This is a genomic window from Palleronia sp. THAF1 (assembly GCF_009363795.1).
Taxonomy (GTDB): domain Bacteria; phylum Pseudomonadota; class Alphaproteobacteria; order Rhodobacterales; family Rhodobacteraceae; genus Palleronia.
In genome coordinates this window covers 1,539,240-1,552,553 of sequence record NZ_CP045420.1, presented here as the reverse complement: position 1 = coordinate 1,552,553, position 13,314 = coordinate 1,539,240, and the positions used below count along the sequence as shown (strand labels likewise).

The following is a 13,314-nucleotide window of genomic DNA, read 5'->3' as shown; positions in this document are numbered from 1 at the left end:
ATTGAACGCGACAGAGCACCTTAAGGCAACCCCGTGGCTGATCAGGAGCGATCCCTGTCAGGCCAGCATGGTCCGTAGCGTCCGGCCTGCGAATCACGTAAGGCGCGACGATGTTCGATTTCCTGTCCACCCACGATTTTCCGTATGACCTGATGCAGCGTGCCAGCTTGCGCGGGCGGGACTACGCTTGGCCGCAGTCAGATATCCCCCGCGTGATCCGGCATGTGCAGGACGTGGACGGCCTTAATCTGGGCGGACATCTGCAGTTTCGTCTGCCGAATGGGCCGACTTGCGAGGTGGATGAAATCCGTGTCGATACCGCTTCGACGCTCGACCGTGCGGCGGTCAAAGATCGGTCGCGCCTGTCCGCCGAGGCTGCGCTGCGTCAGTTTCATGCGCTGTCCAGGCAGTTCGATTTCGTGGTGCAGGGCCGCGCAGCACATGGGCCGACCTTCGACAAGCTGGGGGCGACGGATGCGGATCTGAAGCAAGCCATGTGCTTTGCCTGGTACGCGCGGGATGCGAAGGACAAGCGTCGCTAGGTCTGGGGTGCGGCCTGCGGTGTTGGGCCATGGTCCAAACGGTTTGAAGCCCTTTCCACCGCGCGTCATCCGTGGGATAGGGCCGTGGCAACGCAATCCCCCCAAGGAGACTCCCCATGGAGATTCGCGAGGCCCTGACCTTCGACGATGTCTTGCTTCAGCCCGCCGCTTCCAGCGTGCTGCCCTCTACCGCCGATACCCGCACCCGAGCGACGCGCGAGATCGCGATGAATGTGCCGCTGCTCAGCTCGGCCATGGACACGGTGACAGAGGCGCGCATGGCCATCGCCATGGCGCAGGCGGGCGGGATCGGGGTGATCCATCGCAATCTGACGGTGCAAGAGCAGTCGGATGAGGTGCGCCGGGTCAAGCGGTTCATCAGCGGCGTCGTCTACAAGCCCATCACCTTAAACCCTGTCCAGACGGTAGGCGATGCGCGCGACCTGCAAGAGCGGTTCCGGGTGACCGGCTTCCCGGTGGTGAACGGCGACGGCCGGGTCGTCGGCATCCTGACCAACCGCGATATGCGGTTCGCCAGCGACGACAAGACGCCGGTGTCGGCGGTGATGACCAGCGACAATCTGGCGGTGCTGACGGAGCCTGCCGACCTTGATCACGCGCGTGAAGTCATGAAGCAGCGCCGGATCGAGAAATTGCTGGTGACCGACAGTGGCGGCAAGCTGACCGGTCTGCTGACGTTGAAGGACAGTGAGCAGGCGGTGCTGAACCCGGTGGCCTGCAAGGACGCGCTGGGTCGCCTGCGCGTCGCTGCGGCAACCACAGTCGGCGATGCGGGCTTCGAGCGAACAGAGGCGCTGGTGGACGCGGGCTGCGACGTAGTGGTGATCGACACCGCGCACGGGCACAGCGCAGGTGTGGCCGAAGCGGTGCGCCGTGCGAAGGCGATCAGCGGCGATGTTCAGATCATCGCGGGTAACGTCGCCACCGCCGAAGGGGCGCGCGCCCTGATCGACGCAGGCGCGGATGCGGTGAAGGTCGGCATCGGGCCCGGGTCCATCTGCACGACGCGCATGGTCGCGGGCGTGGGTGTGCCGCAGCTGACGGCGATCATGGACGCCGCGCGCGGCGCGGGTGACGTACCGGTGATCGCGGACGGCGGCATCAAGTTCTCTGGCGATTTCGCCAAGGCCATCGCGGCGGGTGCGTCTTGCGCCATGGTCGGGTCGATGCTGGCAGGCACCGATGAGTCTCCGGGTGAGGTGATCTTGTACCAAGGCCGCACGTTCAAGGCGTATCGTGGCATGGGTAGCCTTGCGGCGATGGCCCGAGGCTCTGCCGACCGGTACTTCCAGAAGGATGCCGCCAGCGACAAGCTGGTGCCCGAAGGGATCGAGGGGCAGGTGCCTTACAAGGGGGCCGTGGGCGCCGTGATCCACCAGCTTGTCGGCGGTCTGCGGGCCGCGATGGGCTACACCGGATGCGCCACGGTCGAAGAGATGCGCCGCGATTGCAGCTTCGTGAAGATCACCAACGCGGGTCTGACGGAAAGCCACGTTCACGACGTTACCATCACGCGCGAGTCGCCGAACTACCGGATCGGATAGGGCGCGATGCGAAGGCTTGGGGTTGGCCGTGACTTGCGGGGCGAGCGCGCTCTGATGCGCCAGCCCCGCATGGGCTGCGATCGGAGGGTCTGACCACGTCTGCCGCGCCGCACCCCACCCGCGACACCATAAGTCGCGCCGCGCTGACTGGCGTGATGGCCGCCGCGTTGGTGCTGGTCTTTGTGCCATCGGCCACGCTGATCTGGGTCGCGAGCGCGCTGATCGTGGTCTTTCTTGGCCTCAACCTGCGGCAGTTCAGCATCGGCACCTGGGTGCCTGTGATCCTGTCGCTTGCGGTTCTGGTCGTCGCCCTGCCGCGCGGCCTGCCGGTCGAACTGTATCTTGAAGCTTGCGGACGGATGATTTTCCTTGCCGCGCTTATGGCTGTTCTGAATACCCTGCGCACGGCCGCCGCCAGAGCGCCGGAAGTTGCGCGCGCGGGCCAGTTCCTTGTCGGTCAGCCTGCGTCGCGCCGCTATGTCGCCCTGACGATGGGCGGGCATCTGTTCGGCGTGCTCATCAACTTCGGGGGGCTTGCGCTGCTGCTGGACCTTGCGATGCGCAGCTTGAAGGCGCGCACGGATGACAGCCTGCCGCCAGAATTACAAGAGGTGCGGCTGCGTCGGATGACGCTGGCGATCATGCGCGGCTTCGGGCTGATTTCGCTATGGTCGCCGCTTGGGTTCGCGGCGAATGTCGTGCTGATCACGTTGCCCGGTCTGTCCTACGCGCAGTTCGGCCCGCTGGGCTTCGCCGTCAGCTTTGTCTTCGTTGCGATTGGCTGGGGGTTCGACCGGATGGCCGGACGGCGCTACCGCCAGTTGGGTCTGCCCGCACCACATCCGCCCGCGCGATCCTGGGTCGGCGCCGCGATGCTGGTGGGCCACGTGGCGGCACTGGGCGGGTCGGTGGTGCTGTTGCACGAGGTCACGACGCTCAGCTTCCAGCAGGCGCTGATCGTGCTGGTCCCGGCCTATGCCATTGGATGGACACTGTGGTCCGCGCGCTCGGGGCCGAACGGCATTAGGGTGAACGTGCGCGCGGCTTTGCAGGAGGCGTGGGAGCGCCAGTCGCGTACCGCCGGCGAGGTCGGCATCTTCGCGGCGGCCGGATTCCTGCCCGTCGTTCTGCTGGCCTTGCTGCCGATGGACGCGTTGCAGGGGGCGGTCGCCGGGTTGGGCCTTGGCCCCGTGGCGCTGGCGATCGGCACCTCGCTTGCCATCATCGTCGGCGCGCTGCTGGGGGTGAACCCGATCGTGGTTGCCTCGGTCACGGGCGCGGTGGCGTTGGAACTGAACGTGCCGGGCTTGTCGCAGCTGGCCATCGCACTGGGGATCATCGGCGGATGGACCACGGTGATCGGCCTGTCGCCCTTCATGACCACGTTGGTCTTCTGTTCGGGCATCGTCGAACGCCCCGCCTGGCTTATCGGCCCGGTGTGGAATAGTGCCTACAGTCTGACGATTTTCGCAGTGTGGAGCGCGATGTTGATCACGCTGATGCTGACGGGCGCGGTGTAGATCGGGGCGATTACGCAGTACCGCCGGAACGACCCAAATCGCTGGACGCCCAGCCGATGGGCTGACAGTCACTACTTCGACCGACTAGCAAGGAACCCCGCCATGGCTCGCATCGTCTTCGATCTGGACGGAACGCTGATCGACAGCGCGCCCGACATCCGCGCCGCCGCCAATGCGGCGCTGGACGGGACGGGGGCAGAGCCGCTGAGCCTGGCTGAGACGGTGTCCTTCATCGGCCACGGTGCGCCCCATTTCGTCGAACGGATGCGTAGCGCGCGCGGGATTGCGGAAACGGATTGCCCGGACTTGCTTGGCCGATTTCAGGAAGAGTATGTGCGCGCCAAGTCGCTCAGCCGCCTTTTTCCCGACGTGACCGAGGTGCTGGATCAGCTTGCGGATCAGGGCCACGCCTTGGGCCTTTGCACGAACAAACCCGCCGCGCCGACCGGAGCCGTTCTGATGCAGTTCGGGCTGACGGATCGTTTCAAAACCGTCGTCGCCGGAGATGACTTGCCACAGCGCAAACCAGACCCTGCGCCGTTACACGCTGTGCTGACGGCCCTCGGCGATGGTCCGGCGCTTTATGTCGGTGACAGCGAAGTTGACGCCGAAACCGCAGATCGCGCAGGTGTTCCGTTTCTGCTGTTCACCAAGGGCTATCGCCACGTCGCGGTCGACCAGATGCCCCACTTAGCGGCCTTCTCTGACTGGTCCGACATGCCGGGCCTAGTGGCACAGGTGCTGGCATGACCCCCGGTGCGCGCGTACAGGCGGCGATCGAGGCTCTGGACCGCGTGGTCGCTGGCGAGGCGGCGGAAAAGGTGCTGACAAGCTGGGCGCGGGGGGCGCGCCATGCGGGGTCGAAGGACCGCGCTGCCGTGCGGGACCACGTGTTCGACGCGCTGCGCCGCTGGTGGTCGACCGCCGCGCTGGGCGGTGGTGAGACAGGGCGCGCGCGGATGATCGGTCTGTGCCGCGCGCAGGGCGTCGCTCCCGACACGCTGTTCACAGGGCAGGGATATGCACCCGCGCCGCTGACCGAGGCGGAGCAAACGGTGCCGCCAGAGCCCGACGCGCTGACCGCACTCGATTGCCCCGATTGGCTTGCACCGCGCTTGCAGAGCAGCCTTGGGGACGCCTTTGCCCCCGTCATGACAAGCCTTCAGGATCGTGCGCCGGTGTTCCTTCGCGTTCATGCGGGGCGGGCGGATGTTGCATCGATCATCGCGGAATTGGCTCGCGACGGCATCATCGCGCGCCCGCACGCGCTGGCGTCGCACGCGCTCGAAGTGACCGAGGGCGCGCGGCGCGTTCACCTCTCTGAAGCTTATGCCGATGGGCGGATAGAGGTGCAGGACGCCGCCAGCCAGGCGGTGTGTGACATGATCCCTCTGCAACACGCCGCGCGCGTTCTGGACTACTGCGCTGGCGGCGGCGGCAAGGTATTGGCCCTTGCGGCGCGGCACGATGCGACGTTCCACGCCCATGACGTAGACGCTGCCCGTATGCGCGATCTGCCGCCGCGTGCCGCGCGCGCGGGGACGCCGGTTGCCCTGCGTGAGACCGGCGCACTGACGAAGGAACAGCCCTACGACGTCGTTCTGGTCGACGCGCCCTGTTCCGGCAGCGGCGCGTGGCGACGCAGCCCCGAGGGCAAGCTGCGCCTCACACCCGAGCGCCTTGACGCGCTGGTGGGCTTGCAGACCCAGATCATCGCAGAGGCGCTGACCCATGTAGCTCCGGGCAGGGTGCTAGCCTACGCGACCTGTTCGCTGCTGAGTGACGAGAATGAACTGCAGACCCGCGCCGCCATGGCGCGACACGGTATGACTTTGGAAACCGAACGCCACCTGACGCCCTTGGATGGCGGCGACGGTTTTTATTGCGCGATCCTTCGGCGCAACCCATAGTTGTGAAGCTGGGGGCTTTTTCCGGTCGGCTTTAAGCGCCCGTTAATCTTTGCCTGTCAGGGATGGGCGAAATGACAGGGGTGGCCGTGCTGCACTCAAGCGACATGACCGGGTATCAGACGCCCGACTTCACGGCGCGGGGCTTTATGGCCCTGGCGGCAGCCGTCGTTGTTGCGCTTGCGCTATCGCTTATTCTGTCGGCTCCGTTCGGTGCGATCTTCGCGGCCTGCTCGGCTACGCTGGCGGTTTTGCTGTGTGTCTTGCTTGGCTTCGGTTGGTGGCGCGGACTACGCCGCGCTGCACTGCGCGATGCCCTTTTCGCGCTGCATGCGGATCTGCCAGGGGACGCACTTCTGACCGACGCCCAAGGCCGTCTGCTGTGGCAGGCGGGTGGCGATGGCGTGCGCCAAGCGCTGAACCGTCATGCCGCGGATACCGCAGAGAGGTTCGCGGAACTGCGTGCGGCGGCTTTATCTCGCGGCGACACGCGAATCGCGATCGGTGAAGACGCCAAGCCCAATGGTTGGCTTAGCGTTCGACGCATGGACCATGGGGACCTTCTTTGGCGCCTGGAACCCGCCATTGCTGACACGGCTGAGCCGAATGACATGGGGTTCGGCAGTCTTCCGATCCCGCTTCTGGAACTGTCCGATACCGGCACCGTCCTGCGCGCGAACGCCGCCGCCGCCGAGTTCCTGTCGATGTCCGAAGACGAAACGCCTGCTTTCGCCGATCTGGTAGAGGGGCTCGGTCGTCCTGTGAACGATTGGCTGGCCGAGGCCGTGTCGGGCCGCACGCTGCGTCGTCCCGAAATCGCGCGAACGTCGCGCGGAGAGTCAGATCGCTTCTTGCAAGTCACGCTTGACCGGATGGGGTCGCGCCTTGTTGCCGTGCTGCAGGACGCGACCGAGATGAAGACGTTGGAAGGACAGTTCGTCCAGTCCCAGAAGATGCAGGCCGTCGGCCAACTTGCAGGCGGGGTCGCGCACGATTTCAACAATCTGCTCACGGCAATTCGCGGGCACTGCGACCTGCTTCTCATGCGGTTCGACGAAGGCGATCCGGCCTTCGCAGATCTCGAACAGATCAACCAGAACGCCAACCGCGCGGCCAGTCTTGTCGGGCAGCTTCTGGCGTTCTCGCGCAAGCAGACGATGCGGCCCGAAAACGTGGACATCCGCAAATCCCTGTCGAACCTGACACATCTGTTGGATCGGTTGGTGGGCGAGAAGGTGACGTTGTCCATTCGGCACGAGGGGGGATCGTCGGTCGTTCGCGCAGATCCACGGCAGATCGATCAGGCGATCATGAACCTTGTCGTCAACGCCCGCGACGCGATGCCGACAGGCGGAACGATCGCGATCACGACGACGCGCCAGTATCTGGACTCGACGTTGACGAGGGATCGCGCCACCGTGCCGCCGGGCGATTACCTGCTGGTGCGCGTCACGGACTGCGGCCACGGCATTCCCGCGGACCAGCTGGGCAAGATTTTCGAGCCTTTTTTCACAACCAAACGACCGGGTGAGGGGACGGGACTGGGCTTGTCCACCGTCTACGGCATCGTCAAACAGACTGGTGGGTTCATCTTCGCCGATACGATCGTTGGAAAAGGCACGACATTTACCTTGTACCTCCCAGCTCTGGACGAGGTGGCAGCACCCGCGCCCGCCGTGCAGCCCACCCTTAGCGCGACCAATCAAACCTCTGGTATTGTTCTTCTGGTGGAAGACGAAGCCCCGGTGCGTGCCGTCGTCGCCCGTGCGCTTAAAATGCGTGGCTTCACGGTCGTGGAAGCTTCAAGCGCGGAAGAAGCGCTGGACGTCTTGCAGGACGGTGATCTGGCGATAGACCTGTTCCTGAGTGACGTGATCATGCCGGGCCGCGATGGTCCGTCGTGGGTGAAGGAAGCGCTGATCGCGCGACCGAACGTACGCACGATATTCATGTCCGGCTATGCAGAGGAAAGCTTCTCTCACACTCAAGCTGCGATCCCGAATTCGACGTTCTTGCAAAAGCCGTTCTCGCTAGCCGATCTGATCGAAACGGTGCAAGCCAAACTGCGCTAACCAAGCCTTAACCAATTCGTGTGACTGTGGATAAAGGGTTGCAATGTTCTTGTTTCGTGCCCAATGTTGACTGCAGAACAATAGGCGAACGAAGCAGGCGTTGCCGCCCCTCGGCGGACATGCGACAAGGAGCGAAATTCATGGGCGTGGCGAATATTCTGGATATGGCTGACAAGAAGAACGCGGATAAGCAGAAAGCGCTCGACAGCGCACTGGCACAGATCGAGCGGCAGTTCGGCAAGGGTTCGATCATGAAGCTGGGCGGCGACAACCCGCTGCCCGACATCGAATGCACGTCGACCGGTTCGCTCAGCCTCGATATCGCGCTGGGCATCGGCGGCATCCCGAAGGGTCGCATCGTCGAGATTTACGGTCCCGAATCGTCGGGCAAGACCACGCTGACGTTGCACTGCGTGGCAGAGGAACAGAAAAAGGGCGGTGTTTGCGCCTTCGTCGACGCCGAGCACGCGCTCGATCCGCAATACGCGCGCAAGCTGGGCGTGAATCTGGATGAGCTTCTGATCTCTCAGCCCGACACGGGCGAGCAAGCTCTGGAAATCACCGATACGCTGGTGCGCTCAGGTGCAGTCAGCATGGTCGTGGTCGATTCGGTCGCCGCCTTGACGCCGAAGTCCGAACTGGAAGGCGACATGGGCGACAGTTCCGTGGGGGTCCATGCCCGCCTGATGAGCCAGGCGATGCGCAAGCTGACGGGCTCTATTCACCGCACGAACTGCACGGTGATCTTCATCAACCAGATCCGCATGAAGATCGGCGTCATGTTCGGCAGCCCGGAAACGACGACGGGTGGCAACGCTCTGAAGTTCTACTCCTCGGTGCGTCTGGATATTCGCCGTATCGGCGCGATCAAGGACCGTGACGAGGTTGTGGGCAACCAGACCCGCGTGAAAGTGGTGAAGAACAAGGTCGCCCCGCCGTTCAAGCAGGTCGAGTTCGACATCATGTATGGTGAAGGCATCTCAAAGACTGGCGAACTCCTTGATCTTGGTGTGAAGGCTGGCGTGGTCGATAAATCCGGCGCTTGGTTCAGCTACGGCGACGAGCGGATCGGGCAGGGGCGTGAAAACGCAAAGACCTACCTGAAGGAAAATGCCCAGACCGCGTGGGAGATCGAAGACAAGATCCGCGCCAGTCACGGGCTCGATTTCGACGGATCTGAGGCGTCGAGCGATGCGGATGACGATGCGTTGATGGACTGAGCGGACCAGATTATTGCTAATCCAATGCGGGCCGAAGTCTTTCACGGACTTCGGCCCGTCTTCTTTTTACGCTGGGAACATACGGATCGCGGCTTTCCTTGTCGTCGGGTGCCTTGAGCGATAGATCGCGGGGAACGCAGTTCTCGAAAGCCGCACCATGCAAAGTCTCAACGATATTCGCTCGTCCTTTCTAAGTTACTTCGGCCGGAACGGGCACGAGATCGTGGCTTCTTCGCCGCTGATCCCCCGCAACGATCCCACTTTGATGTTTACCGCCGCCGGGATGGTGCAGTTCAAGACCTTGTTCACCGGGGTCGAGACACGCGACTACACCCGCGCGACCACCGCGCAGAAATGCGTGCGGGCGGGTGGCAAGCATAACGATCTGGACAACGTCGGCTATACGGCACGGCACCATACGTTTTTCGAAATGCTCGGCAACTTCTCGTTCGGGGACTATTTCAAGGAAGACGCGATCGCGCTCGCGTGGGGGTTGCTGACCAAGGAGTTCGGCATCAACCCCGACCGCCTGCTGGTCACCGTGTACCATACCGACGACGAGGCGGTCGCGATCTGGAAGAAGGTCGCAAACCTGCCGGATGAGCGGATCATCCGCATCGCGACGGACGACAACTTCTGGTCCGCCGGCCCGACCGGCCCCTGTGGTCCCTGCACCGAGATCTTCTACGATCACGGCGACCACATCTGGGGCGGGCCTCCGGGCAGCGCGGATGAAGACGGCGACAGGTTCATCGAGATCTGGAACCTCGTCTTCATGCAGTACGAGCAATTCGCCGACGGCACCCGCCGCGATCTGGACGCGCAGTCCATCGACACCGGCATGGGGCTGGAGCGGATCGGCGCGCTATTGCAAGGCAAGCACGACAATTACGACACGGACCTGTTCCGCGCTCTGATCGAGGCGTCCGGGCAGGCGACCGGCACCGATCCGTTCGGCGATGGTAATGTGCATCACCGTGTGATCGCGGATCACCTGCGCTCGACCTCTTTCCTGATGGCCGATGGCGTGCTGCCGGGCAACGAAGGGCGCGGCTACGTTCTGCGCCGAATCATGCGCCGGGCCATGCGTCACGCGCATCTGCTGGGTGCGAAGGACCCGGTGATGCACCGTCTGGTGCCATCGCTCGTGGCCGAGATGGGACAGGCCTATCCCGAACTGGGGCAGGCGCAGTCGATGATCGAAGAGACGATGCTGCTGGAGGAAACGAAGTTCCGCCAGACTTTGGAGCGCGGTCTGAAACTGTTGGACGACGAGCTGGCCCGCTTGCCGGATGACACCGATCTGCCGGGCGAGACGGCATTCAAGCTGTATGATACCTTCGGTTTCCCGCTCGACCTGACGCAGGACGCGCTGCGTGAAAAGGGGCGCGGCGTGAACACCGAGGGCTTCGACAGCGCGATGGAAGCTCAGAAGGCGCAGGCGCGCGCAAGCTGGGTCGGATCGGGTGAACAAGCAGACGCGACCGTCTGGTTCGATGTGGCCGACTCCCACGGGATCACAGAATTCCTGGGCTATGATGACCAGCGCGCGGAGGGAGAAATCTTGGCCGTCGTGTCGGGCACCGAACGCAAGGGAACGGCCGGGGCGGGCGATGCGGTTCAGATCGCCGTGAACCAAACGCCATTCTATGCGGAATCGGGCGGTCAGGTCGGGGACAGTGGCGTCATCGAAACCGCCGACGCTCGGATCGACGTTACCGATACCAAGAAGGTCGCAGGCGTTTTCGTACACTTCGGCACGGTGGCAGAGGGCACGGTGTCCGAAGGCGACGCGGCGCGTCTGGCGGTCGATGCGAACCGTCGTGGCGCGATCCGGGCGAACCACTCGGCCACTCACTTGCTGAACGAGGCACTGCGCGAGGTTCTGGGCACCCACGTCGCGCAGCGCGGCTCGCTGAACGACGCGGAGCGTCTTCGCTTCGATTTCAGCCATCAGAAAGCGATGAGCGCCGATGAGATCGCGCGCACGCAGGATCGGATCAACCACTTCATCCGCCAGAATAGCGCGGTCACGACCCGGATCATGGACCCCGACACGGCCCGCGAGCTGGGCGCGCAAGCGCTCTTCGGTGAGAAATACGGTGATGAGGTGCGCGTCGTGTCCATGGGCGTTGCCGATACGGGCAAGGGGCCGGATCAGAATACCTGGTCGATCGAACTCTGCGGCGGCACGCATGTGTCGCGACTGGGTGAGATCGGGCTGTGCGTCATCACCGGCGATGCCGCATCGTCTTCGGGTGTGCGCCGGGTCGAGGCGCTGACGGGGCAGGCGGCGCTGGATCACCTGATGGCGCAGTCGCGGCAGTTGGTGCAATCGGCGGCGGTGTTGAAGGCCTCGCCTGCCGATCTTGCGGATCGCGTGCGTGCTTTGGCGGATGATCGGCGCAAGCTGGAGAACGAGGTGTCTCAACTGCGTCGCGACTTGGCGATGGGCGGCGGCGATGCGGCCGGCCCGACGGCGGAAGACGTGAACGGCGTGGCTTTCGTCGCGCAGGTCTTGTCTGGCGTCACCGGCAAGGATCTGCCGTCGCTGATCGATGCGCAGAAAGGAAAGCTGGGATCGGGTGCCGTGCTGTTGATCGCAGAGGCTGACGGCAAGGTCGCTGTTTCGGCGGGCGTGACAAATGATCTGACGGACCGCGTATCTGCGGTCGACTTGGTGAAAGCGGCGGTCGACGCGCTTGGCGGTAAGGGTGGCGGTGGCCGTCCCGATCTTGCGCAGGGCGGTGCCAAGGATGCCAGCAACGCTGAACAGGCCATCTTGGCCGCGAAGGGAGTTATTCAATGAGCGCACTTTGGATCGCGCATGTCCACGTGACGGACGCAGAAGCCTACGGAAAATATGCGAAACTGGCCGGGCCTGCCATCGCCGAACACGGCGGCGCGTTCATGGCGCGCGGCGGGCGGTACGTCACTCTGGAGGGGGCCGAGCGCGCGCGCCATGTGGTCGCAAAGTTCCCCAGCGTCGAGGCGGCAGAGGCCTGCTACAACTCGGACGCTTATCAGGAAGCGTTAAGCCACGCTCGGGGCGCATCCGAGCGTGATCTGGTCATCGTCGAACTGACCGAAGACTAGGGAATCAGCTTCTTGATGTAACCGGGCAGCGCGAAGGCGGCCTTGTGAATTTCGGGCGTGTAGTAGTCGCCCGACAGGTCGATCTGCGTAATCCGGCGTTCGACGGTCGCTAGATCCACGTGCCGCGCGTCGCTGTCCGTGCCCCAGCCAAAGGCCATGAAGCCGCCCTGGTAGGTCGGCACCGGCGCGACGAAGGCGTAGGTGTCGGCGAAGAGCGTCTGGAAGGCGCGCAATGTGCCGGTCAGCTCGTCGCCCTGCAGGAACGGCACGCCGTTTTGTGTGACCAGGATGCCACCGGGAGCCAGCGCGCGTTTGGCGTGGCCGTAGAAATGGTCGGTGAACAGCACCTCTCCGGGGCCGACGGGGTCGGTCGAATCGACGATGATCACGTCGAAGCCGCCGTCGGTGTCGCGCATGAAATCGGCGCCGTCAGCGATCTGCAGATCAAGGCGCGGATCGTCGAACGCCCCATCAGAGATGCCGGGCAGGTATTCGCGGCAGAAGTCCACCACGCCCGCGTCGATTTCCACCATCGTCACCTGATCGACCGGATGGCGCAGAGCCTCGCGCGCCATGCCACCATCGCCGCCGCCGATAATCAGAACGCGCTTTGCGGTCCCGTGGGCGATCATCGGCACGTGGGTCAGCATCTCGTGGTAAATGAAGTTGTCGCGCTCGGTGACCTGTACGACGCCGTCCAGAGTCATGACGCGCCCGAATTGCGCGCTGTCGAAGACGACGATGCGCTGGTGGTCGGTTTCGCTGTCATACAGAACGCGGTCCATGCGGTGCGCCTGCGCGTAGCCGTCGTGCAGTTGCTCGACGCTCCATCCATCCATCTTGGTCATGCGTGGTCTCCGGTGAAGGGGAATGTGCCGGCCCGCTCCCACGGGCCGCCGCGGTAGTGCCAAAGAAGAAGGCTGTCGAAAACCCCGTCCCACGGGGTGAAGCCCGCGCGCAGGCTGTCTTGCGTGGCCTTCGCCGTCTCACGATCAGTCTTGTTCTGGATCGTGACGTGCAATTTGCGGAGTCGGTCGTCGCTGTCGGTCAGGATATCGTACCATGCGTTGCGCAACCGGGTTTGCAAGGCGCGGGCTGTGGGGCATTCTAGGTCCACGGCAGCGCCGCCGCCGAAATCCAGAATGCCGGTCGCCTGGAAGGGAAGGGGTGCTTCGCCAGCGGCTGCGTTTGCCAACGTGCCCAACACGCGGTTCAACGCATTTTCGGGTAGCTGCTGAAACAGCGTCACATGCACGGGAATGAAATTGCGTGCGGGCGGGAAGTACTGCTGCCGCAAAGGTTCCAGCCGCGCGAAGCTGTCCGGCTCGAAGCCTAGGGTCAGGATCAGCGCCACGGCCGCTCCTTCACTGTTCGGAAAATACTTCGGGGGTC

11 protein-coding genes are annotated in these 13,314 nt (G+C 64.0%); 9 read left to right on the top strand and 2 right to left on the bottom strand.

What is annotated here, in order from left to right; translation table 11 throughout:
• The first annotated feature begins 110 nt into the window (after positions 1–110).
• The 9 genes from FIU81_RS07785 to FIU81_RS07745 all read left to right on the top strand — a co-directional run bounded on the left by FIU81_RS07785 (position 111) and on the right by FIU81_RS07745 (position 11,922).
• Positions 111–542 (top strand): hypothetical protein, encoded by a 432-nt coding sequence (locus FIU81_RS07785; protein WP_124113058.1) that lies wholly within the window; start codon positions 111–113, stop codon positions 540–542.
• 116 nt (positions 543–658) lie between these two features.
• Positions 659–2,107 carry an IMP dehydrogenase gene (gene guaB / locus FIU81_RS07780; protein WP_124113055.1) on the top strand — a complete coding sequence of 483 codons (1,449 nt, stop codon included), beginning with the start codon at positions 659–661 and terminating at the stop codon, positions 2,105–2,107.
• A gap of 155 nt (positions 2,108–2,262) precedes the next feature.
• Positions 2,263–3,627 carry a hypothetical protein gene (locus FIU81_RS07775; RefSeq protein ID WP_124113053.1) on the top strand — a complete coding sequence of 455 codons (1,365 nt, stop codon included), beginning with the start codon at positions 2,263–2,265 and terminating at the stop codon, positions 3,625–3,627.
• A 102-nt stretch (positions 3,628–3,729) separates the two neighbouring features.
• Positions 3,730–4,377 (top strand): phosphoglycolate phosphatase, encoded by a 648-nt coding sequence (gph, locus tag FIU81_RS07770; RefSeq protein WP_124113051.1) that lies wholly within the window; start codon positions 3,730–3,732, stop codon positions 4,375–4,377.
• Positions 4,374–5,537 carry an RsmB/NOP family class I SAM-dependent RNA methyltransferase gene (locus FIU81_RS07765; protein ID WP_124113049.1) on the top strand — a complete coding sequence of 388 codons (1,164 nt, stop codon included), beginning with the start codon at positions 4,374–4,376 and terminating at the stop codon, positions 5,535–5,537. The genes gph and FIU81_RS07765 overlap by 4 nt, the downstream gene beginning before the upstream one ends.
• Positions 5,538–5,608: 71 nt before the next feature.
• The gene (locus tag FIU81_RS07760) at positions 5,609–7,606 is read left to right on the top strand and encodes an ATP-binding protein (RefSeq protein WP_254696028.1); all 1,998 of its coding nucleotides are present in this window, start codon (positions 5,609–5,611) and stop codon (positions 7,604–7,606) included.
• A 140-nt stretch (positions 7,607–7,746) separates the two neighbouring features.
• Positions 7,747–8,826 (top strand): recombinase RecA, encoded by a 1,080-nt coding sequence (gene recA / locus FIU81_RS07755; protein ID WP_124113044.1) that lies wholly within the window; start codon positions 7,747–7,749, stop codon positions 8,824–8,826.
• A gap of 157 nt (positions 8,827–8,983) precedes the next feature.
• On the top strand, positions 8,984–11,635 hold the full coding sequence (gene alaS, locus FIU81_RS07750; protein ID WP_124113042.1) for an alanine--tRNA ligase: 2,652 nt from the start codon (positions 8,984–8,986) through the stop codon (positions 11,633–11,635).
• Positions 11,632–11,922 carry a DUF1330 domain-containing protein gene (locus tag FIU81_RS07745; RefSeq protein WP_124113040.1) on the top strand — a complete coding sequence of 97 codons (291 nt, stop codon included), beginning with the start codon at positions 11,632–11,634 and terminating at the stop codon, positions 11,920–11,922. Before alaS ends, FIU81_RS07745 begins: the two co-directional genes overlap by 4 nt.
• On the opposite strand, the gene speE is transcribed toward FIU81_RS07745, so the two are convergent.
• Together speE and FIU81_RS07735 are read right to left on the bottom strand one after the other, a co-directional pair.
• The gene (gene speE / locus FIU81_RS07740; protein ID WP_124113038.1) at positions 11,919–12,770 is read right to left on the bottom strand and encodes a polyamine aminopropyltransferase; all 852 of its coding nucleotides are present in this window, start codon (positions 12,768–12,770) and stop codon (positions 11,919–11,921) included. The two genes, FIU81_RS07745 and speE, sit on opposite strands and share 4 nt — an antisense overlap.
• On the bottom strand, positions 12,767–13,276 hold the full coding sequence (locus tag FIU81_RS07735; protein WP_124113036.1) for a 2'-5' RNA ligase family protein: 510 nt from the start codon (positions 13,274–13,276) through the stop codon (positions 12,767–12,769). The genes speE and FIU81_RS07735 overlap by 4 nt, the downstream gene beginning before the upstream one ends.
• Positions 13,277–13,314: the final 38 nt, after the last annotated feature.

Coding starts and splice junctions, on each gene's coding strand:
- FIU81_RS07785 (WP_124113058.1), top strand. CDS start 111: ATGTTCGATTTCCTGTCCACCCACGATTTTCCGTATGACCTGATGCAG.
- FIU81_RS07775 (WP_124113053.1), top strand. CDS start 2,263: ATGGCCGCCGCGTTGGTGCTGGTCTTTGTGCCATCGGCCACGCTGATC.
- gph (WP_124113051.1), top strand. CDS start 3,730: ATGGCTCGCATCGTCTTCGATCTGGACGGAACGCTGATCGACAGCGCG.
- alaS (WP_124113042.1), top strand. CDS start 8,984: ATGCAAAGTCTCAACGATATTCGCTCGTCCTTTCTAAGTTACTTCGGC.
- FIU81_RS07765 (WP_124113049.1), top strand. CDS start 4,374: ATGACCCCCGGTGCGCGCGTACAGGCGGCGATCGAGGCTCTGGACCGC.
- recA (WP_124113044.1), top strand. CDS start 7,747: ATGGGCGTGGCGAATATTCTGGATATGGCTGACAAGAAGAACGCGGAT.
- FIU81_RS07745 (WP_124113040.1), top strand. CDS start 11,632: ATGAGCGCACTTTGGATCGCGCATGTCCACGTGACGGACGCAGAAGCC.
- FIU81_RS07760 (WP_254696028.1), top strand. CDS start 5,609: ATGACAGGGGTGGCCGTGCTGCACTCAAGCGACATGACCGGGTATCAG.
- speE (WP_124113038.1), bottom strand. CDS start 12,770: ATGACCAAGATGGATGGATGGAGCGTCGAGCAACTGCACGACGGCTAC.
- guaB (WP_124113055.1), top strand. CDS start 659: ATGGAGATTCGCGAGGCCCTGACCTTCGACGATGTCTTGCTTCAGCCC.